Origin of the sequence: Cytobacillus sp. IB215665 (genome assembly GCF_033963835.1) — a bacterium.
Classification (GTDB): Bacteria; Bacillota; Bacilli; order Bacillales; family SM2101; genus Nanhaiella.
Map to the genome: position 1 here is coordinate 41415 of NZ_JAXBME010000020.1, position 20762 is coordinate 62176.

The 20762-nt window shown below is 34.0% G+C and carries 26 protein-coding genes and 1 pseudogene; 15 read left to right on the plus strand and 12 right to left on the minus strand.

What is annotated here, in order from left to right; genetic code table 11:
* Positions 1-2: 2 nt before the first annotated feature.
* Together SLH52_RS19455 and arsC are read left to right on the plus strand one after the other, a co-directional pair.
* Positions 3-641 carry an aquaporin gene (locus SLH52_RS19455; protein ID WP_320210910.1) on the plus strand — a complete coding sequence of 213 codons (639 nt, stop codon included), beginning with the start codon at positions 3-5 and terminating at the stop codon, positions 639-641.
* Between the two features lie 14 nt (positions 642-655).
* Complete coding sequence (gene arsC / locus SLH52_RS19460) at positions 656-1075, plus strand: arsenate reductase (thioredoxin) (protein WP_320210911.1); 420 nt, start codon at positions 656-658, stop codon at positions 1073-1075.
* A gap of 28 nt (positions 1076-1103) precedes the next feature.
* On the opposite strand, the gene SLH52_RS19465 is transcribed toward arsC, so the two are convergent.
* A complete protein-coding gene (locus SLH52_RS19465; RefSeq protein ID WP_320210912.1) occupies positions 1104-2306 on the minus strand; it encodes a cytochrome P450 in 1203 nt (400 codons plus the stop codon).
* 211 nt (positions 2307-2517) lie between these two features.
* Here SLH52_RS19465 and SLH52_RS19470 point away from each other — a divergent pair, with 211 nt between their 5' ends.
* Together SLH52_RS19470 and SLH52_RS19475 are read left to right on the plus strand one after the other, a co-directional pair.
* On the plus strand, positions 2518-2931 hold the full coding sequence (locus tag SLH52_RS19470) for a MarR family winged helix-turn-helix transcriptional regulator (RefSeq protein WP_320210913.1): 414 nt from the start codon (positions 2518-2520) through the stop codon (positions 2929-2931).
* Complete coding sequence (locus SLH52_RS19475; RefSeq protein WP_320210914.1) at positions 2922-3257, plus strand: DUF3147 family protein; 336 nt, start codon at positions 2922-2924, stop codon at positions 3255-3257. The genes SLH52_RS19470 and SLH52_RS19475 overlap by 10 nt, the downstream gene beginning before the upstream one ends.
* A gap of 248 nt (positions 3258-3505) precedes the next feature.
* Here SLH52_RS19475 and SLH52_RS19480 read toward each other — a convergent pair whose 3' ends face one another.
* A complete protein-coding gene (locus SLH52_RS19480; RefSeq protein ID WP_320210915.1) occupies positions 3506-4183 on the minus strand; it encodes a hypothetical protein in 678 nt (225 codons plus the stop codon).
* A 202-nt stretch (positions 4184-4385) separates the two neighbouring features.
* On the opposite strand from SLH52_RS19480, the gene SLH52_RS19485 reads away from it, so the two are divergent.
* The 4 genes from SLH52_RS19485 to SLH52_RS19500 all read left to right on the plus strand — a co-directional run bounded on the left by SLH52_RS19485 (position 4386) and on the right by SLH52_RS19500 (position 6490).
* Positions 4386-4640 carry a DUF1871 family protein gene (locus tag SLH52_RS19485; protein ID WP_320210916.1) on the plus strand — a complete coding sequence of 85 codons (255 nt, stop codon included), beginning with the start codon at positions 4386-4388 and terminating at the stop codon, positions 4638-4640.
* A 251-nt stretch (positions 4641-4891) separates the two neighbouring features.
* On the plus strand, positions 4892-5650 hold the full coding sequence (locus SLH52_RS19490) for a hypothetical protein (RefSeq protein ID WP_320210917.1): 759 nt from the start codon (positions 4892-4894) through the stop codon (positions 5648-5650).
* Positions 5651-5690: 40 nt separating this feature from the next.
* Positions 5691-6230 carry a hypothetical protein gene (locus SLH52_RS19495; RefSeq protein WP_320210918.1) on the plus strand — a complete coding sequence of 180 codons (540 nt, stop codon included), beginning with the start codon at positions 5691-5693 and terminating at the stop codon, positions 6228-6230.
* Between the two features lie 8 nt (positions 6231-6238).
* Entirely contained in the window at positions 6239-6490 is a 252-nt protein-coding gene (locus SLH52_RS19500) for a hypothetical protein (protein ID WP_320210919.1), read from the plus strand.
* Positions 6491-6576: 86 nt separating this feature from the next.
* Here SLH52_RS19500 and SLH52_RS19505 read toward each other — a convergent pair whose 3' ends face one another.
* The 4 genes from SLH52_RS19505 to SLH52_RS19520 form a co-directional block, all read right to left on the minus strand.
* On the minus strand, positions 6577-7200 hold the full coding sequence (locus SLH52_RS19505; protein WP_320210920.1) for a nitroreductase family protein: 624 nt from the start codon (positions 7198-7200) through the stop codon (positions 6577-6579).
* A gap of 144 nt (positions 7201-7344) precedes the next feature.
* Entirely contained in the window at positions 7345-7830 is a 486-nt protein-coding gene (locus SLH52_RS19510) for a Crp/Fnr family transcriptional regulator (protein ID WP_320210921.1), read from the minus strand.
* Positions 7831-7906: 76 nt separating this feature from the next.
* Positions 7907-8332: an RrF2 family transcriptional regulator gene (locus tag SLH52_RS19515; RefSeq protein WP_214484412.1), complete on the minus strand. Its 426-nt coding sequence runs from the start codon at positions 8330-8332 to the stop codon at positions 7907-7909.
* A 66-nt stretch (positions 8333-8398) separates the two neighbouring features.
* Positions 8399-8764 carry an IDEAL domain-containing protein gene (locus SLH52_RS19520; RefSeq protein WP_320210922.1) on the minus strand — a complete coding sequence of 122 codons (366 nt, stop codon included), beginning with the start codon at positions 8762-8764 and terminating at the stop codon, positions 8399-8401.
* 372 nt (positions 8765-9136) lie between these two features.
* Here SLH52_RS19520 and SLH52_RS19525 point away from each other — a divergent pair, with 372 nt between their 5' ends.
* The 4 genes and pseudogenes from SLH52_RS19525 to SLH52_RS19540 all read left to right on the plus strand — a co-directional run bounded on the left by SLH52_RS19525 (position 9137) and on the right by SLH52_RS19540 (position 12166).
* Positions 9137-10375: an aminopeptidase gene (locus tag SLH52_RS19525; RefSeq protein WP_413785566.1), complete on the plus strand. Its 1239-nt coding sequence runs from the start codon at positions 9137-9139 to the stop codon at positions 10373-10375.
* A gap of 15 nt (positions 10376-10390) precedes the next feature.
* Positions 10391-10846, plus strand: a pseudogene (locus SLH52_RS19530) (DUF4275 family protein).
* A 150-nt stretch (positions 10847-10996) separates the two neighbouring features.
* Positions 10997-11404, plus strand: a complete 408-nt coding sequence (locus tag SLH52_RS19535) for a GNAT family N-acetyltransferase (protein ID WP_320210924.1) — start codon at positions 10997-10999, stop codon at positions 11402-11404.
* A 312-nt stretch (positions 11405-11716) separates the two neighbouring features.
* Positions 11717-12166: a GNAT family N-acetyltransferase gene (locus SLH52_RS19540; RefSeq protein WP_320210925.1), complete on the plus strand. Its 450-nt coding sequence runs from the start codon at positions 11717-11719 to the stop codon at positions 12164-12166.
* A gap of 159 nt (positions 12167-12325) precedes the next feature.
* Here the strand turns inward: SLH52_RS19540 and SLH52_RS19545 are convergent, their stop codons facing one another.
* From SLH52_RS19545 to SLH52_RS19555, 3 genes are read right to left on the minus strand one after another with little or no spacing between them, the layout of a single operon-like run.
* Entirely contained in the window at positions 12326-12757 is a 432-nt protein-coding gene (locus tag SLH52_RS19545) for a DMT family transporter (RefSeq protein ID WP_320210926.1), read from the minus strand.
* Between the two features lie 15 nt (positions 12758-12772).
* Positions 12773-13471, minus strand: coding sequence for a Crp/Fnr family transcriptional regulator (locus SLH52_RS19550; RefSeq protein ID WP_320210927.1), 699 nt, complete (start codon positions 13469-13471; stop codon positions 12773-12775).
* A gap of 19 nt (positions 13472-13490) precedes the next feature.
* On the minus strand, positions 13491-13916 hold the full coding sequence (locus SLH52_RS19555) for a DMT family transporter (protein ID WP_320210928.1): 426 nt from the start codon (positions 13914-13916) through the stop codon (positions 13491-13493).
* Between the two features lie 331 nt (positions 13917-14247).
* On the opposite strand from SLH52_RS19555, the gene SLH52_RS19560 reads away from it, so the two are divergent.
* The 3 genes from SLH52_RS19560 to SLH52_RS19570 all read left to right on the plus strand — a co-directional run bounded on the left by SLH52_RS19560 (position 14248) and on the right by SLH52_RS19570 (position 16543).
* A complete protein-coding gene (locus tag SLH52_RS19560) occupies positions 14248-14823 on the plus strand; it encodes a metalloregulator ArsR/SmtB family transcription factor (RefSeq protein ID WP_320210929.1) in 576 nt (191 codons plus the stop codon).
* 316 nt (positions 14824-15139) lie between these two features.
* The gene (locus tag SLH52_RS19565; protein ID WP_320210930.1) at positions 15140-15715 is read left to right on the plus strand and encodes a hypothetical protein; all 576 of its coding nucleotides are present in this window, start codon (positions 15140-15142) and stop codon (positions 15713-15715) included.
* A gap of 345 nt (positions 15716-16060) precedes the next feature.
* Positions 16061-16543 (plus strand): tetratricopeptide repeat protein, encoded by a 483-nt coding sequence (locus tag SLH52_RS19570; protein WP_320210931.1) that lies wholly within the window; start codon positions 16061-16063, stop codon positions 16541-16543.
* 343 nt (positions 16544-16886) lie between these two features.
* Here SLH52_RS19570 and SLH52_RS19575 read toward each other — a convergent pair whose 3' ends face one another.
* From SLH52_RS19575 to SLH52_RS19585, 3 genes are read right to left on the minus strand one after another with little or no spacing between them, the layout of a single operon-like run.
* Positions 16887-18053, minus strand: a complete 1167-nt coding sequence (locus SLH52_RS19575) for a hypothetical protein (protein WP_320210932.1) — start codon at positions 18051-18053, stop codon at positions 16887-16889.
* The gene (locus tag SLH52_RS19580; protein ID WP_320210933.1) at positions 18046-19263 is read right to left on the minus strand and encodes a DUF58 domain-containing protein; all 1218 of its coding nucleotides are present in this window, start codon (positions 19261-19263) and stop codon (positions 18046-18048) included. The genes SLH52_RS19575 and SLH52_RS19580 overlap by 8 nt, the downstream gene beginning before the upstream one ends.
* Positions 19263-20195, minus strand: coding sequence for an AAA family ATPase (locus tag SLH52_RS19585; protein ID WP_214484444.1), 933 nt, complete (start codon positions 20193-20195; stop codon positions 19263-19265). The genes SLH52_RS19580 and SLH52_RS19585 overlap by 1 nt, the downstream gene beginning before the upstream one ends.
* Positions 20196-20762 lie beyond the last annotated feature (567 nt).

Below are 20762 nucleotides of genomic sequence, written 5' to 3' on the forward strand. Positions count from 1 at the left end.
ATATGAGAAAGAAGTTAATTTCAGAGTATTTAGGGACGTATTTTTTAGTATTCGCTGGGACTGGTGCGATCATCATTAATAGCATTACAAATAGCTTGACACATATAGGCATTGCGATTACGTTTGGGCTAGTAGTGATGGCATTAATCTATACGTTTGGGCACGTTTCTGGAGCACATTTTAATCCTGCTGTTACTACTGCATTTATAGTTAATGGTGATATTGAATTACGAGAAGGGTTATACTATATCATTATTCAATTTCTCGCTGGGATCAGTGCAAGTGCATCGCTCTTATTGTTATTTGGGGATGTGGCAAATTTAGGTGCCACGCTTCCACATGGTTCAGCAACCCAATCTTTCTTATTAGAAATCATTTTAACCTTTTTTCTTATGATGGTTATCTTTGGATCTGCAATACATGGCAAGGCTGTCAAATCCTTTGCAGGTATTGCGATTGGAGCGACTGTTGGACTCGAGGCAATGTTTGCAGGTCCTATTAGTGGAGCCTCGATGAACCCTGCACGCTCTCTCGGGCCTGCATTAATTTCGGGAACATTTGATCATCTATGGGTTTATATCATTGCTACCACAATTGGAGCAGTCGCTGCTGCAGTAGTTTACAAAACAATTCACGAATAAAAGGAGATAATACAATGACTAAAAAAAAGATCTACTTCTTATGTACTGGTAATTCCTGTCGTAGCCAAATGGCTGAAGGTTGGGGTAAAAAATATTTAAGTGATGAATGGGATGTATATAGCGCTGGCCTTGAAGCACACGGTTTAAATCCAAATGCGGTGAAGGCGATGAATGAAGTTGGGATAGATATTTCTGAACAAACATCTGATGTCATCGATACAGAGATTCTACACTCCGCTGATTTAGTCGTTACACTATGTGGTCATGCTGATGAGCATTGTCCAGTTACACCTCCTCAAGTAAAACGTGTTCACTGGGGCTTTGATGATCCTGCAAAAGCGGAAGGGTCAGAGGCAGAAAGATGGGCATTTTTCCAACGTGTCCGTGATGAAATAGGTGAAAGAATAAAACAATTCTCAGACGAAGGAAGATAAAAAAGCAGAGGGTCAGTCCCCCACCACTTTAAAGCGATGGGTGACTGACCTCTATTTTTAATTTCTTTAAGCCATATACGACAGGACTATTTATAGGTTCTATTGCCATATCATCTGCAAAATTCATTTCTGGAAAATGCCTAATTAATTTAGTTAAAGCTATTCTTGCTTCCATACGTGCAAGAGGTGCACCTAAACAAAAGTGTATGCCTTTTCCAAATGCTAGATGAGGATTTGAGGAACGGTCTAGTAGGAACTGGTCAGCTTGAGGAAATTTAGTTTCATCTCGATTGGCTGAACCAATATGTGCAACAACATAATCACCTGCTTTTAACAACTGTCCATGTAGTTCGATGTCTTGTTTAACGATTCGTTCCATTGCTTGAACAGGGGATCTGTATCTTAACACTTCTTCTATCGCAGGTACGAGCAATTGCTCATTTTGCTTTAGTTGCTCAAAAATAGTTCGATCGTCAAGAAAACAATAAACTGCATTTGTAATAAGGTTCGTTGTAGTCTCATTTCCAGCAACGAGCAATAATATACAAAAACCAATCAATTCATTTTTTGTTAATTTCTTGCCATCAACTTCAGCTTGAAGAAGTATTGAAATAATGTCATCTGAAAAATTGTTTCGTTTATGGTTAATCATTTCTGCGAAGAAGTTCGTTAGATCATTTATAGTTGAGGCATATTTTTCTTGCGCTGCCTTAATGGCTTCCTCCGACGTATCAGAAACCCCTTCAACGATATTATCCGACCATTCTTTAAATAAATGTAGTTCTTCAGTAGGAACACCTAGTATATTTGCAATAATAATAACGGGCAAAGGCATTGAAAATTCGTTGACGAGGTCAAAAGAATGCTTTCCATGTAAGTCTTCAATTAGCATATTTGAAATCCGTTCAATTTTCGACTCCCATGATTGCATTGCTTTAGGAGTGAATGACTTATTAACTAAATCTCTCATTTGTTTATGTCTAGGTGGATCGATAAAAAGTATACTTTCTCCGAAAGGGTCATTATCCTGCCCCTGATATCGAGCTGAAGAAAAATATTTATAATTACTTAAAATAAAGCTTACATCATCATATTTAAACGCATCCCAATAGTTATACTCTGTATGTAAATGAATAGGATGATCTTTCCTCATTTTTTTGTACCATTCAAATGGCTCCCATTTTGTATACATCAAATGCTCAGTATCATTATTACCAATAACATTATCCAACTCGACACTCACCCTTCACTATAAAATGGAAAATCTTAATATAATTATTCAAGTTAGAACTGTTATATACCTTCCTTCAAACAGTAATTCTTCAAGGGCAATATTAATAAAGGATAATCAGCATTGAATATGGAAGTTGACAAATTACATTAAATTATATATCGTATAAACAGATATATCGTATGATAAGATATTATAGAGGTGAACCTAAATGGATGAAGTAAAACGAGTGAATGATGCTTGGACTGATATATATTATTATTTGCATATGACACATAAAGAAACGATCTCCCATCAAGCAATACGCATACTTCAGCATCTTGAGAAGAAGGGGAAATTGACAATAGGGGACATTTCAAAATATATGGAAATTAGTCATAATACTGCTTCCGAGCATGTGAAGAGGCTTATTCAAAAAGGCTATGTGAACAAAATGAGAGATAATAACGATGAACGTAGGGTGTATGTATTTCTTTCAAAACTAGGTCTGGATATTATTCATAAGCATTCAAGACTGGATGAGGAAAAATTGACTGCTATCTTTTCATCTATTTCTCCAGAGCAGCTACAAATGATTGATCAAGCATTTACCATATTGCAGGAGGAGGCTGCTAAATGTACGTGATGGTAAAAATTTTAGTTTCTGCATTGATTATTGGTATTGTGACAGAAGTAGCGCGCAAATATCCATCGTATGGCGGTATTATCGCTGCGTTACCTCTCGTAAGTTTACTTAGCTTAATATGGCTATCATTCCAAGGTGAATCGTTAGTGAACTTAAGCAAATTTACAACAGGGGTACTAATCGGCATACCAGCTACAGTTGTTTTACTAGTAATTGTTGGGATATGTTTAAAATTAGCAATGCCACTAGTGTTTTCAATCGGATTAGGGGTTATTGGCTGGGCTGGCTTCTTATTTGTACAACAGCTTGTTATGAAAGTAGTTTGAACATATTTTATGAAAATAATCAAGCAAAGCCAAAGATAGCATACCTTTGGCTTTGCTGAAGTTCTTTCTAATTAGCGATGTTCGTATTAATTATTGTTTTTCGTATTAACAAATAAACTTGTATGCAACTAGGTTTCGGGGCATCTTTTCTTCTATAAAACGATGTTTTCTTTCCTTCAATTTTATAGGAGCTATAGCAACAAAGTGTACAAAAAGAGCCTTCCAATTAGTTAATAAAGAAATTTTATTTATAGACTATCATCATTAGAGTTTATACTATTTAAGATGTCCTCTTTTAATAGTTCTTTAACCTCTTCAAGTGTTTTACCTTCTGTATCGATATCATGCTTTTCAGCTCGGTCATACAATCTATCTTGGCGCTGTTGAAGCAATAAATCAACTAGTTCTTCAGTTGTCTTACCTGTCGTATCTATGTCTAGTTCTGATGCACGATCAAGAATTTTAGCTTCTTTCTCTTCATCAGTTAAAGTGTTCCAGTTTTCAGCAAATTGTTTTTGGTTCATTCTTTTGCTATGAGCTTTACCACTACGTTCACCACTAGGAGCTTGGTCTTTGAGTAACTCCTTTACTTCATCAGCAGTTTTACCTTCTGTGTCAATTCCTTGTTCTTCTGCGCGGTCAAATAGGCGCTGTTGGCGTTGATCGTTAATTGAATCTATTACTTCATCAACAGTTTTTCCATCAGTATCAATCCCAAGCTCTGCTGCTCTTTCAAAAATCCTAGTTTCTTTTTCTTCATCAGATAGTTCACTCCATTTATCAACGAAACTATCTTTATTCATCACTTGTTTTTGATTTTGTCCTCTTTGAAACAAACCACCGTTCTCATTAGCAAATGCATGACTAGCTCCTATTCCACCTAAAGTTAATGCACCAGCAAGTGCAAATAATCCAATTTTTTTCACTTTTTTTCCTCCTCATACGAGATGTAATTATTGTTTCTACACTTATAGAATAGACAAGAATGATGTGTAAACTATGATAATTTTATGTTAAATTGTGTGATTAACTCGTTAGTGCACATAACAAGTATTATGAGGAAAATTGATATAAAGTCATAACCACGTTATTATTAAAGTTAAATATGTAAGATAAAAGGTGAGGAGCATGGAGAATACGAATATTAAGCTAATGTTAAAATTACAAAGCTGGGACCCATTAGGCTATGGTATTGGCTTTTATGAAACTGAAAATATAGATGTACTACAAGCCGTACATGAATTAAATGACAGAAGTGTTTTGGCGAAACGCATTCAATCAATTTATGATAATTCCTTTGAGGAGTTAATTCCACTTAGCGAATGTGATATCATGGCGCAGGAGCTTTTGCAGATTGCTAACACAGAAATTTGTGATTTGTAAAAGGAACAATCGTAAGGTGGATTAGTTGTTGAATAACCAGGAGATTTAATATTAATAAGCTTTAAACCTACTCTATTTCAGAGTAGGTTTTTTCTCTTTAAAACGATGATAGTTATATCGTTTTAATTTGAGATAACATTTTAAAATAACTGAATAAATTGAAATATTTGTTAAGATAAATACAACCGACAAAAAGATATAAGTCAAAATGAACTACTATAGTAGGGTCACCAAAGAAAGGTGGTGAAAACGTGGACTATCGTATTGTTTCCTCTATAGTGTTCCTAATATCCTTATTTCTCGTCATACCTACTTACGTGTCTGGGGCAAGCAATGGTAATGCTAATAAAGACCTTAAAGTAGAGGCTGAAATAAAAATAAACAGCAAGAATAAAAATAACAACAAAGAAAAAGGAACGTATAACAGTCAGGCGCAAAAAGAAGTTTTAAAAACTAAGAAAAATGAAAAACAGAATCAAGCTAAGGAAAATCATAAAAACATCCATTCAACCAAGAAGACTAATAATGGTAAAAAATCTTTTAAGAATACCAAAGTTCTAGACAAGACAAAGGACAAGGCTAACCAACTGAAAAAGATAAAGGGTAGTCCATCTGATCAAGTTGTAAACTATAGTGATGATGGACAGAAAGCCATACAATTTAAGCAATCTATTATTAGTTCGACTAAGACTGAACAAAATATGCAAGAAAGAGCTAAGTCAAGTACATCCAACTATAACTCAAAATCTGAAGAACAAAGTAAAAGAGGAATGCTACTAGACTATTTCTATGTTGTGGTGAACATTAACAACTTTCACAGTTCACCTAGCTCTGCTGATGCAGGAGGGCAAGGGTCTAACTTAAATCACCAATTACAAGCACTTGAATTAAATCAACATAGATTTAAAATTTCACAGAAGACGGATAGTGTTTCAAATATTCAAGCATTGAGCAATCAATGGATAAATGCGCCTCCTTCTCAACCACCGGATTTATCTTCTTCTTGCTAATTATCAAAATAAATTCTAAAAGAAGAAGGAGAGATTATTAATGAACAAGGTTGTTAAATCATTTGTTGTAGCGGGAGCAATTTCAGTGAGTCTATTAGTTGGAGCAGGTATGAGTGAAGCTTCAGAACAACAAGAAATAAGTGATATCCAAAGTGTTCAAAAATATGATGAGCGTGATGATATTGATGAAGTAAAGACAAAGGAAAAGAACAATCCTTCTAAAGAAAATAAAGCAAACTCAAAAGCAAGTGAAAGAGCAAGTGAGAGAGCCAAAGAAAGAGCTTCAGAAAATTCAGCAGTGCATGCATCAATTGAGGAACATATTGAAAGTGATGATATCATAACAAAGCCTCAAAAAGGTGAAGAAAGTATAACTGAAGATGATTCTGAGGATCAAGAAGTTAGTCGTGAAGAAGATAGTCAGGATAATGAAAATACTGAAGAAGTAGATGAAGAATTAATTCTGATAAAAAGACAAATCCATCTTCACAGCATAAAGCTAACTCAAAAGCCAGTATTAAAGCTAATCAACAAGCTAAAATACATGCGTCAGTTAACTCAGCGGTACATGCTACAATAGAAGAAGTGGTGAATGATGAAACTGAAGAAATCACTAAAGGGCTTAATGAACTAGCTTTAGAAGAGGATGTTGAACAAGAATTTACTGATGGAGAAAAGAAAGATGAAGAAACTGTAGTAATAAATCACGTTGACACAAAAACAAATCCATCTTTGGAGAATAAAGAAAACTCAAAAGCGAGTGATTCAGCTAAAGAACATGCTTCAACAAATTCAGCTGTACATTTCATGTCTTTAAAAGAAGAGGAAGAAGTTGAGTAACTACATTTATGAAATGTTCTATCTAAAGGATAAATAAATGAAAGAAAAAACGCTTGGTTTTCCAAGCGTTTTTTTAAAAAAATTTATTAAAGAATAACATCTTTTAAAGGGAAGCGAGGTGTCGGATGAGCTGGTGCAGCTGCTTTACCGATAGAAATAAGCATAACAGGAACGTAGCGCTCCGGAACATTAAATTCTTCAACAAATTTTACTGAATCGTACCCACCCATTGGGACAGTGTCATATCCAAGTGACTTAGCAGCTAACATTAATTGCATTGCAGCTAATGATCCATTACGAATTGCTTCATCACGTGCTGCGTTAGGAATGCTAGCATATGCACCGTTAATTTGAGCGATTAATGTATTTTTAGCTTCTTCAGGCATAAAGCCTTTTTTAACTGCTTCGCCATACACGATTTCTGCATTTTCATTCGCTTGTAAATCACCTAAAACTGCAACCGTTACGCTGCTGTCAACAACTTGTTCTTGATTATAAGCGATTGGAAGTAGGCGTTGTTTATCTTCTTCTTTGTCAATAACGATAAATTTCCAATGTTGTAAGTTCCATGAAGATGGTGCTGTTACTGTTAAGTTAAGAATTTCTTCTAGGTCTTCCTTAGGCATTACATGTCCCTTTTCATATTTACGTACTGATGTGCGTGTTTTCATCACTTCTAATGCAGACATATCTTTTTTTGTAGTTGTCATGAGTTAAATTCTCCTAACCTATATTTAATGTAATTTTTTTTGTTACAATTAACTGTCATATAAATTCAATTCTTGTTGACAATTAATATTATACTGTAATTCTAGATGTTACAGTTAGAAAAGTCAACAAAAACTAATTATTATTTATAAACATTCTTCGTAACGCATATCCACTTGTTTTTTCGATCTGTATGATTGTATTGATGTTTTCAATTTTTGTAACAAATTTGTAGGCTGTGAAATTTGTTTGTCTAAATATTGATTAGACAACTCTTCAACAATATTTAAAGCAAGCTTAGGATTATTTCCCATTAATTGAGCATAGTTATAAGCATCAATTTGAAAGTATTCAGCATTAGACAAAGCTTTGGCACTAATATTCTTTGAAGAAAAAATTGATCGGTCACCAAAAAATTCGCCTTCATGAACTATTTTCTCTGTACCTTTTTCAGCATCTGTTAAAAGGATCGTTCCTTTTACTAAAAATAACACAGAATTGATAGGTGCTTGAGGACTATATATTACCGTTCCATGTTCGACATGATGGTTTTGTCCGTATGCTTCTAATTTATTTTGATCTTGAAAAATCTGTTCATTATTAGTTGTATAAGACACAACGTTCATATTCATATGATATGATCCCTCCTGAACTGTAATTATATTTATTACATTTAGACCAAATGCTTGGTCGAACCAAGTCATTTGCTTATATGTTTTGTGCATCTTTTTCTTTAATTTGAACTAATATATCAGCAATTGTAAATTGCCCTAAGAAATTGCCTAGATGTTCTTCAGCGTCTTGGAAGATGGAAAAAAGCACATGCTTCATGTTTGCACCGATAATACATTGTTCATTTGCTTGGGAGCATTTTGGCTGTAGAGTTCCTTCAGAAGTTATAGAATAAATTTCTTTTAATGTTACTTCACTAGGTTCACAAGCAAGTATAAAGCCTCCACCTGCACCCTCTTTTGATTTAATATAGCCATTTTTTTTGAGTAAACTGAGCATCTTACGTATTCTCACTGGATGAACTGAAGCGCTCTCGGCTAAATAGTCACTAGTAGCCATTTTGCCAGGTAATAACGCAAGATATGTGAGGCTATGCACGGCAAGTGAAAATTCACTGTTCATTTTTGTTTTTCTCCCTCCCTTAACTACATGTCAAAAAGGCAATTTCACCTTATGGTATGAACAAAGTTATTGACGGTTAAGTTCTCTATCGCTTACAGCTGTTGTAGCATTCTTAACGCCAACAAGTTCTTTGTTATTGTTGCGAATAGCATTTAGTTTTTCTGTTAGCTTCATAAAAGCTTCTTCATCACGTTCAATAAGTGCGATGTCAATTAAGTTTAACAGATAACCCTCTTGTTGTAAGTCAGAGTGTTGAATAATTGAAATAGTAGTTATTGGTATTTTAATGGATTGTCCTTCAAGTTCATGATTATCACTCTGAACAATACGAACGATTCCAGTTTGTCCTTCTAAAGATTCAATAAAACCATGAAATAGTTCATCATTACGACTTGTACCTTTCACCCAATCACCGATAAGTAAAGGCTTCAAATTTATTCCTCCTTTGTAATTAATGCTCTGTAACTTAGTTGCAAATATTGCTAAAGTGGAGCAGATCAAAGTAGTATTATACGATTTCATCAGCTTTTATTTATGTGAAGTTTTTCTTGTACGAAAACAAATTAATAATAATAATTACTGTAATTATAAATGTTACAGTAGTGTTCGTCAAGAACTTGGTTTCTATTGGAAGAAGATTAGGTTATTGTATATAATAGGTAGAACATTTTTAATAAAATGAAAACAGTTATATAAATGAGTTATTCAAATTTATTGGCAAGTGTAATTTAACTATTATGCGATAATAAATAGTGGTTTCATTAAAATTATGTAAATGAATATATGAGGATTATTTAGGAGGTAATGACTTTGATAAATTTTGATATGAAATTAGAAAAATACGCTGAGACTGTAGTACAAGTCGGTTTAAATATTCAAAAGGGTCAAACTGTTTTTATTAACACGCCTATAGAGGCAACAGATTTCGTTCATAAAGTGGTGGAGCAAGCTTTTAAAGCTGGAGCAAAGGATGTATTAGTCGAATACATAGATAGCCAACTAGATCTACTTAAATATGAACTAGCACCTGAAGAGGGGTTGAAGAGCTTTCCACAATGGAAAGTGAAGGGCTTACTAGATATGGCCGAGGAAAATGTAGCGTATTTAAACGTTTATGCTCAAAACCCAGAACTGTTGAAGGATATTGATCCAAATCGTGTAGCGGTGGCAACAAAGGCTGCAAGAGCAGCTATGAAAGAGTTTCAAGGTTATATAGGTGGGGGAAGAATAAGCTGGGCAATTGTATCAGTGCCTACACCTGAATGGGCGCAGATGATATTTCCGAACTTAAATAAAGAAGAAGCTGTTGAACAGCTTTGGGACCAAATTTTTGCAGTTACACGCATTAATAATGAAGAACCAGTTGAAATGTGGAAAGATCATATTAGTTCCTTAAATGAACGTGCGAATTATTTAAATAAGAAAAAATACAAAAAATTGCATTACAGCGGGCCTGGTACCAATTTAACGATTGAATTACCAGATGCACATCAATGGTTATGTGCAAAATTCACAAACGACAAAGGAACAAACTTTGTGCCTAATTTACCTACGGAAGAAGTATTTACTATTCCTGTGAAAACGGGTGTGAATGGGAAGGTGTCGAGTACTAAGCCCCTTCATTATAATGGTACAATTATTAATAATTTTAGTCTGACATTCAAAGATGGGAAGGTTGTAGATTTTGCTGCAGAGGAAGGCTTTGAGGCATTGAAAGGTCTATTAGAAACAGATGAAGGTGCTTCATACCTTGGGGAAGTAGCGTTAGTACCACATCATTCACCAATATCTAATTCGAATCTAGTTTTCTATAACACTTTGTATGATGAAAATGCATCTTGTCACCTTGCATTAGGTAATGCATTGCCTATTTGTATTAAAAACGGAAAACAAATGAGTAAAGAAGAACTACTACAAATTGGGTTTAACGACAGCATCACACATGTAGACTTTATGATTGGATCTGATAAACTTCATATAGACGGTGAAACTGTTGAAGGACTAGTTGAGCCGATTTTCCTTGATGGAAACTGGGTTATTTAACAGCTTGGAGGAAGTATGAGTTTAGAACAGTTTTTACATGGCAGAGTTAATGAATTATTAATAAATCTTAAAAGTAAGCATATTGAAGTACAAGAAATACATGATAAAGGGTCTTATTTACGTAGCAAGTGGGAGAAGACATTTGCGAATCATCTGAATGAAAGTGAAAAAGTGAAGATATACCTAAACAGTGTCGGAGGTTTTTTATGGCATCTTTTTAGCTTTAAGAAGGTGTCGTTTTTACAAGGGGAAGAAGCCGATCTTGTATTTAATAATGAACCTTAAGGGACATGTTATATATTTTATCAGCAAATAAATATGGTGTTACTCATAGAAAATGCTGCTCACATATGTGCGAATGATTTTAAAGATGAACAGGATGTTTATATAGTAGATGAACATTTTAGTTGGACATATGTTGTTACACATGAAAAAGGGGGATTAGGTCCGTATTTTAGTAGAAAAGAGTAACATAAAAGCCAAAGAGGATTTTTGAATACATCGTAGAATAAAGTAAGAGCATGCATTTTTCAAGCAGGAGGTTTTATCGTTGTTATTATATTTTTAATACCCATCTGTTAACAAATATTTTACTAAAAAGACATTAGGGAGCTGGAAATTTTGAAATATACATCGTCACTTGATGGAGTTACTCATGAAATGCTAGAAGGTTTCTTTGTAGATTGGCCGAATCCGCCTAGTCCAGAAACACATTTCAGGTTGTTGACAAATAGCTATAAAGTTGTCATTGCAATAGAAGAAACAAATAATCAAGTTGTTGGGTTTATTACAGCTATAAGTGATGGCGTTCTTTCTGCTTACATTCCTTTGCTAGAAGTGTTGTCGACATACAAAAACAAAGGGGTTGGAAAGGAATTAGTCACTCGAATGCTTCAAGAGCTTAATGACATATACATGATAGACGTGATGTGTGATGAGGACCTTCAGCCTTACTATGAAAAGTTTGGCATGATGAGGTCTACTGGTATGATAATAAGAAACTATAATAAACAATCAGGTAGAGGTTAAATGACATATGTTAAATGGAAAGAGATTGGATGCTTATCCAGTCTCTTTTGTAAATTAGTGCTATTCATTGATCGAAAGGATCTTCGTTTATAGTTAAGGAGATATAATAGGCTATTTGCTTCTTTAAATTATGGTTTTTTCGCAAGTATAGTTGTTTTCGTTTAAAGATATAAGCACGTATACATCTAGCTTTCGTGCCAACTTTCCTTCTGTAAAATGATAAGCCACTTTTTATGGTCTTAATTTGGTGATAATAGAAAAAATTTCACGAAAAGAGCCATACAATAACATGACTATCGAGGTGTGATTAATATGACTGATGAGGTTTGCATAAGACCAATTAAACGTGAAGAATTACAATCATTATTACATTTGTATAAACATTTGAACTTAGATGATCCAGAACTATCTGCTACCGATATAGCACCTTTATGGGAGCAAATTTGCTGTAACCCTCATACATACTATATCGTTGCAGATAAAAATGGTCAGCTAGTTGCATCATGTGTGCTAAACATTATAATGAATTTGACGAGGAACGCACGTCCTTATGGCTTAATAGAAAATGTGGTTACTCACAGTAATTATAGACGTAAAGGGTATGGAATGAAGATATTGCAGGCAGCGTTGGATATTGCATGGGAACAAAACTGTTATAAAGTGATGCTCCTTACTGGCTCCAAAAAAGAAGAGACTTTATCTTTTTACGAACGTGCAGGGTTTAAAAAAGGGATAAAAACTGGTTTTATCGCTACTCCTTGAAAATATCGCACGTTATCGTTTTTAGCTTCATTTGTTGGAAATACAGACCTGAAAAACTTAATTCTTTAGTTTTCTTGCCTCAAAGGTGACCATATTTATGTACTAGAAGGCTACAATGAGCCTTCATGTATACAGTTGTATTTGTACTGCTTAATAAAATCATCGTTTTAGTTTAAAAAGGATGATCCCTAATAGAATAATACATATTCCGACTACTTTATTCCATGTAATCGTCATTGTATCAAACCCAAACCAACCGAAGGTATCAATGAGAAGCGCTACAGTAAACTGTGATACTAAAACAACAGAAACAGCATAAGCTGGCCCAATATGTCGAATACCTTTCATAATACAAAATACAATTCCTACGCCAATTACTCCGCTAAAGAGATAGAGTTTATTTATATTTTCTAATTTGAATAAACTAGTATCATTATTCAAATAAAAGATGGGTAATGAGGCTATGAAGCCTAATCCTAGAACGAGTGTAGTCGTTGCCCATGAACCTACACGTTCACTAACTCTTGCATTAAATACGGTTTGGATGCTAATCAATATACCTGTAACGATTGATAATATAACGCCTTGCATATTATTCCTCCCTAGTTATTCATAAATATTCCCTTCTGCTCGTTCACTTAATAGACTAAGGTTTTTTACGTAAATTGAACCTTTTCTACGCTCTATCACACCTTCTTCATCTAGTTTTTGAATGACACGATTTAAATGTCGATAGCTCGTCCCAATTAAATCAGCTAGCTCAGTTAAGTTCGATGTTCTCATTTCTTGATGAAATAATGAACCCTCTTCATCAGATGAAATCGATAGTAAATAGCTTGCAAGCCGCACTTCGACAGAGTAAAGTATATTTAAACTAGATGTTTGGGATTCAGTAAAAAATTTATGGGTCATTATTTCAAGTAAAAATTTCACAAAAGTGACTCGGTTCTCCTCTTTATTTCTAATTTGCTCATACGATACTCCGATTAAATAGCCATCAGAAGCAGCTTCAACTGTATAAATCACTTTGTTTTTTTTAATAAATTCTATATCTCCAATGATTGCTATAGGTTTTTTGAAGCGTACTATCCTTGTCTTTCCTTCAGGAGAAATCGTATATATTTTAATTTTTCCTTTTACTAGAAAATACATATGATTTAATGTATCTCCTCTTGTGCATAAGGTCTCTCCTTTAACGAAACGATGTAATGTCATCTTCTTTTGGGTTTCCTGTGAAAAAACGGAATCTAACTGATGGTAATTAAGATTTTGTATTAGTAAACTTGGATTATTAACCTTGTCCATCATGTATCACCAATCTTCATTAAATTTTAAAGACAATCACTCCACAAAACATTAAAGCAATACCAAGCAACTTTGACCAAGTGATGCGCTGTTTTTGCTCTTCAAACAAACCTTTAGTCTCAATAATGAATGCTGAAAATAACTGAGCTATTAATAGTACTGCAACAGCAAAAGTGGGACCTATAAGGTTGATTGCGGTCATTTGTCCGAATACGATCATAACCCCAAAGGTTCCACCTAGAAGGTATAGGAATGGTGTCTTTTGAATTCCACCTCTTTGTCCATCTCTCACAAACAAATAAATGACGAATGAAATTATAAATCCAATCAAATGAATGAGTGAGGTCGTATGCCATGGTCCTAGATCATCACTTAACCGGGCATTAAAAGCACCTTGTAAAGTTATAAAAATTCCTGCTGCTAGTGAATATAATAAACCTTTCATGATATCCCTTCCTCTCAAATTCGTTATAGATTAATTAAAATATAAAAGTGAAGTAAGAAGAAAGGACATATGTCCTTATTTTAGTCATTTTCTTTAATTCATAATATAGGGAAGTAATTTATTGATTTGTTAATAAATTACTTCCCTATATCAGTAATCGTATCTACGTCGTGCTGTTGTTCTTTAGGAATAGCAACATAGTTTGCAAAAGCCCCTAACAATAGGGTTGGTGAGGTGAGGATAGCAAAAAAAATTAATTCTAAATTGACATGGCATTAAAGTTAGATTAATATCTAATTAGATGAATATCTAATTGAATGGAGGGTAAAGCGTGCAACTAGAAAAGATTGTTCAGTTTCATAAGGTTCTTGGAGATCCCACAAGAATTCGGATTTTAGTGTTGTTGGCACAAGGGCCGTTACATGGTCAAGCAATAGCGGGAAAGTTAGGATTAAGGCCACCGACGATTACTCATCATGTTACTAAATTAAGAGATCTAGGACTCATTAAAGAAAAAAGGGAGAAAAATACGATTTATTTTTATTTAAACAAGAAAGATCTAGAACATAAATCGTTAGCACTAATAAATGTTATTAACCACAAGGGAGAAATAGGTATGAGTCGTGATACAAATAATCAAGCAATACTAAATAATTTTGTTACGAGTGATGGGAAATTAAAAACGATACCAGCACAAAGAAAGAAGAAGTTAATTATCTTAGAATATATTATTAAAGGGCTAGAGCAGGGAAGAAAGTACACCGAAAGAGAGATTAATGAACATATTAAACAATTTCATGATGATTATGCGACTTTACGTAGAGAGCTTATTATGGGACATTATATGTATAGGGAAAAAGGAATTTATGAATTAAACCCCCAAGAAATGTGGGCAAAAATTGATTAGATTGTAAGGCTCTTTTCGTAAACTATGCTGAAATTTTTATTAAAATTGGATAGAATAATCAACATTTATAATGGTTCATAATTATAAAAAGTAGAAAAGATGCCCCGAAGTCTAGAGGAATAATACGTGCTTATAGCATAGAGTGAAAAGCAATAATCAATGTGAAAACAGCGTTGTTGTTTGATTACAGAGGGAGATGTTTTATACGACACACCTTTGGCTGTTGTAAGAGGTGAAGAAAGTGGAAGAGTCCCAGCTTTACGTGATCATTATAATGATGATCATTTTAAGTTTCGTTCTCATTGGGGGAGTAGTCTTGGAGGTTATTAGTACCCGGAAAAATTATGGCGTCGTTATGGAATCTAAGATTTTTTTTCTCATGAATGTAGTTGTAACCATTCTATTTCCGTTTATTTTTCAAAAATTCGGTAATATTATGGCGAATATAAACTTTTATCTAATTTTTGTTTTCTTCATTTTCGTCATCCTTTTTTTGAGATTTTATTATGGTGGAAGAAGTATATCAGTTTATGAGATTACACAGCAAGAGGTAAAAGCTATCATTAAAGAAGTGTTAGATCATTTACAAATCGTATATGAAGAGAAGGAAGATGATGTGGATGATAAGTACATATTTGACTTAGTCAATGACCGAGCGAAAGTAGTGATGAGTTGGCACCCTCTAAGAGGTCATAAAAGGACGACGATAAATATATCTATTAAGCGGTGGTGGAGAATATCTCGTCATGAAGAGGTATTGCAAGACATGCTTCTAAAATTAAAGGCAAACAGACAAAAAAAGTGGTATTGGGAAAAGCATACTCTCAGCTTTATCGTACTGTTAATCTATATTGTTTTTGTAATTAATATTATTGCTAAAATCAACTCATGAAATTAAATTTGGCTACCAACCAATGTATTTATATGAACCGATACGGTTTTTGGATCAAGAATCGTATAGATGACTAGCGCAAAGAGCTTTATCAAATTTAGCAATTCAAACACCCCTCATACATAAATTTTAACTATTATATGAATGTAAGGTTTATTTTGCTTGTGTATAAACAACATCTCAATGAAAATCATATGGAATAAATGACGTATGAAATAGGATAATAGCATGAATGGGGTTAAGAACAAGGCTAAAATACAAAAATGGGAATATACATAAAATCAGAAGATAAGCTGAATTACTAATGGTGAATAAGTATGAGGTATTGATAGGGGATGGAAAATTATGTCTACATTACAAAAAGCAATTAAGCTGAGGGAAGAAGGTCATTTAGAGTCTTCAAAGGAGTTAATGCTAAAGCTTGTTGATGAAGAACCTAACAATCCAACTGTGCTATATCAATGTGCTTGGTCACATGATGTACTTGGACTTGAAGTTGAAGCGGTCCCTTATTATGTGAGAGCACTAGAAACTGGTTTAGCTGGGGAAGACAAAAGGGGAGCATTATTAGGATTAGGGAGCACATATAGAACGATAGGTAAATACAATCTAGCAAAAGAAACGTTAGAAAATGGCTTAAAAGAATTCCCACATGCAAATGAGTTTTATCCTTTTTATGCTATGGCTTTATACAATTTGGGACATCACAAAGAATCAATGGAAGTTTTATTGCGTAACCTGGCTGAATTAACAAATGATGAGGGTATTAAGCAATATCAAAAAGCTATTCTCTTTTATGCAGATAAACTAGATAACGTATGGACATGATTATTTAATTAAACGTTTGTTTAAATTTGCCCTATTCGATTGCTGTTGTACTTATATTTGAACATCAAGATGAGGTTATATACGACAAAGATATTAACTTTGTTGCTTATAAGACAAAGATAAAAATGCTCTGTTAGTTAACTTTGTTGTTTGAATTTGAGTAACGTACAAAGAAAAAGTTATCACAAAAGTTTGCTATTATTATTGCTAAAATTAAGATAGGAAACAGCCTCTAATTATAGCTTACTATTAATTGTTGTATGTAGTTTATTATATAGAAGGTTAGTAAAAATGAACAAAAGCCAGTACCGTTGTTGAACTAAAGGTACTGGCTTTTCATAAATTAAGAAGAATGACTTTTAATCTCTTTTATCGCCTGTGTAAATTGTTGTTTTTCTTTCTTAGAGACATCTACTTCTCCGTATCGTGCTTTTTTATAAATCGCTTCAAATTCTGCTACGTGAATATGATTGATGTCTAGACGGTGTAGCCATTCATGGACAGTTTCATTGACTTTTCGACCTCTTCCCTTTTTAGCCATATAATGTTCAAGACGGTCAAACCTTTTCCGAATCATTCGATTTCCATGAGATGAATACATTCCTCTACCATACATAATGGTTGTATGACTAACGTCGTTATTAATGGCTAGCGGTTGTACTTTATGAGAAGGGTCATTTGTAGCATGAGCTTTTCTTTTGAATAAAAGATAAATAACTAACCCTACAATAATAACAATCAAAACATACATAACAGTGTTATTTCCAGTAGCGTCTTGATTAATATTATTTTGCACTAGCTGGACTAATGGTTCTTCCTCTTTACCTTCGGTCTCGAATAGTTCTGGAATTGTCAACGGAGGTAATGGTAATTTCGAAACGATCCATGTTATTGCGATAAAAGCTCCGGTAGCAACATATGCAATGCCAAGTGTCACTACTTTATAAATCATCGGAATAATAATTTTACCAACAAAAACGATCGTGATAACGATTAATAGGGAAAGTAATCCCCATAACCGGTTCGCCGTCTGACCTCCTGACAGTTCATTATTTTCCCGCCTAACGATTGGGAAGAATAATACCTGTACTACTAATAAATACAACATTTCGGGTCTGTTTAATACTAATACAATAGGGATGACTAACATCGAAACGATCATATGCTTCTCAAAACTTTCCCATTTTCTTAATTTAAGATGAACTAGAAGCCTCCAAACAGAAACGATAGAGATTGCAGCTGCTTCAATTACTGGGATATTAAGAAATAAGGCAACAACAAATAGAAATGGGATGTATAATAAGGCGCCTTGATGAAAGGCTTTTCCCTCCATTTTATATATGATCATTGCAATTGGGATTGCACCCACGACATATAGTAAAAAAAATAAACTTACTGGTACTATCTCATTAGTGAACAAAGATAATATGACTATACAGAAATACACGATCAAACTTTCGTAAAGATAATTTATAAAAGGGACGTAATTCGCTTTAAACCAGTTAAGCAAGTGCATCACTCCTTAACTTGAATGGCTGTAAATATCCGTATTCTTCATCGTTTTCCACATTAAATATTGACATACCACCACGTGACCAGGATGCAAGGTAGTTTGCAATGGTTGATCCATAATCACCGAAATATAGCACGATTGCATCTTCATCAATTCTCCTGTCTAGAGAGTGGAAAAAATGGTTAATATGCTTTATGTAGTTACCTTCATTGATTCTTGCAAGCATTTCGAGTGCAATGGATAGGTGTTTCCCCCCAGTTCCTGGCTCCAAATGGAAGATTGAATCATTACTGTTTGTAACTACATTTGCGTATATTTCAAAAGGGATATTTTGTTTGTAGGCATATTGACATATAAATGCAACATAGCTTATGTAGTCCTCCATCTCTTCTGACAAATCAAATGACATTTGACGATCTTTTAAAACATTTAATATGATCGTCCATTTATGGTAGACTGTTTTGTCATATTCCTTAGTCATCAGCTGACCGTTCTTTGCGGACAAATTCCAATGTATACGTGAAAATGGGTCATTGGCAGCATACTCTCTTGCACCTCTAATACGTGATACGTCCTCAAATAAAGAATGTGGGTAAATTTGTTCTCCAGCCCTCATCTTACTAAATGTTTGTATGTTTGCTAACGGTTTTGGTTCTGGATAAACAAGTATTTCTTGTCCTATCCCCCAAGTATTATAGTGTGATACCGTTCCTATATAAAATGGGTCAAATATTTGTAAATTAATCTCTCTTATACGTGTGACCCCTCTTTTATTGGCAACGATGTTTACAGGATATGATTTGGATGACTTGTATTGATATGTAAGAGGTAGTTTATAAGGTGACCTCTTAACCATAACATTATCGTACAATTTAGGGATATTTGTACATTTTATTGTATTATTGCATGTAAACGTTACGTTTCCTTGAAGTAATGGTAGGATACCTTTATGATGCAACTTCAAATACAATGTAGCTTCATCGTTTGGAAACATTCTTATGGTCGTCTTCTCATCTTCAATGCGAATGTACTTCCCTATATTATTCAAATATAAATAGATGAAAAAATATAATGAGCACAATAGGAAAATACAAAAAAATAAAATATTAGATTTGATAAAGATGAATTCGATAAATAGCAATAAAGAAACCAACCAAATAGATCGAGAAAATATGGTAGGTATGTGTACAGTTTTATACCAATTCATTATAGTGTGGCTCCTGATTCAACCGGTACTTCAACTGAATCTATAATATGCTGTATGATTTCATGAGATTGTGTTTTTAACATACCTTCTGTTGAAAGAACAAGCCGATGACTCAATATGTATGGTGCGAGTTCTTTAACATCTTCAGGGATACAATAATCTCGCTCTTTGAGAAAAGCTCTTGCTTGAATGGCTCTCATGAAAGCTAATGTACCCCGTGGGCTTACGCCTGTTTCAATGAGATCAGATTGTCGTGTTGCATGGATAATGGCGAGAAGATATGTTTCAATATCTTCAGATATTTTGATTTGTTTTATCTCATCTTGGTAGTTTAATAGTAGTGTTGAATCAACAATACTTTGTATATGTTTAAGCGGGTCTTCATTGCGATAGCGTTTAATCATTTCTTTCTCTTCATCAAATGAAGGATAGCCGACAGGAATAACCATAAAAAATCGGTCAAGTTGAGCATCTGGCAATGGAAATGTTCCGTGCGATTCAACAGGGTTTTGGGTGGCGAATACAATGAATGGCTCTGGTAATTTGTATGTACTACCATCAATTGTTACTTGTCGCTCTTCCATTGCCTCAAGTAAGCTGGATTGTGTACGAGGTGTTGCTCGATTAATTTCGTCAGCTAGTAAAATATTTGTATTTACTGGACCTAAGCGTAATTGAAAATCCTGTTCTTTAGGATTGAAAAATTGAATACCAGTAACATCGCTTGGAAGTACATCAGGCGTGAATTGTATTCGTTGGAAAGAGCCATTAATGAGTGAAGCAAACGTTTTAGCTAGTTTTGTTTTTCCTGTACCAGGAACATCCTCTAGAAGAACATGACCCTTGCTTAGAATGGATACTAACAAAAGCTCAGTCACTTTTTCTTTGCCAATCAACACTTCATTAACCGAATTTTGGAAATTATTTAAAATTGAAGACATAGTTAACACCTTTCTTTGTAAGATTCGTAGTTATTTAATGTATTAGATGGAATTATTAGGATGATTATCATTATATAATAAATTTTATATATATGGAATAAAAACTACAGACCACTTACCATTAGCTGTTGTAGGTTCGCTTTCAGGTTGTGATACAAGCATCATATCACATATAAGTGTATTAACCGAAACGTAAAGTTAGGTGCAACATGATATAATAGAAATCAAGTATAATTCCAAAATGGCTGTTTTCGCATTGACCTACTAAGACATAAAAACGTAAACATCTACCTTCTGTTGTACCTTTTCTACTATAAGATTGTGAGGATGGGTAAAACACCGCATCTTAAATGTCATTTTTAGTAAAAACAGCAACAGAGTTTACGAAAAGAGCATTTTAAATAGATTTATCTCTATTGTATAAGCTTATTATTGTCGAGCTTCAAGCGTCTGAGGCCATAAGTCAATCTTTCAATAATGTAACAAGTATCTTTTTCGCCAGCTTATTTTAAGCTTGTCACCTATAAATCGTCGCTTTACACATTTGGAATCCCAGTT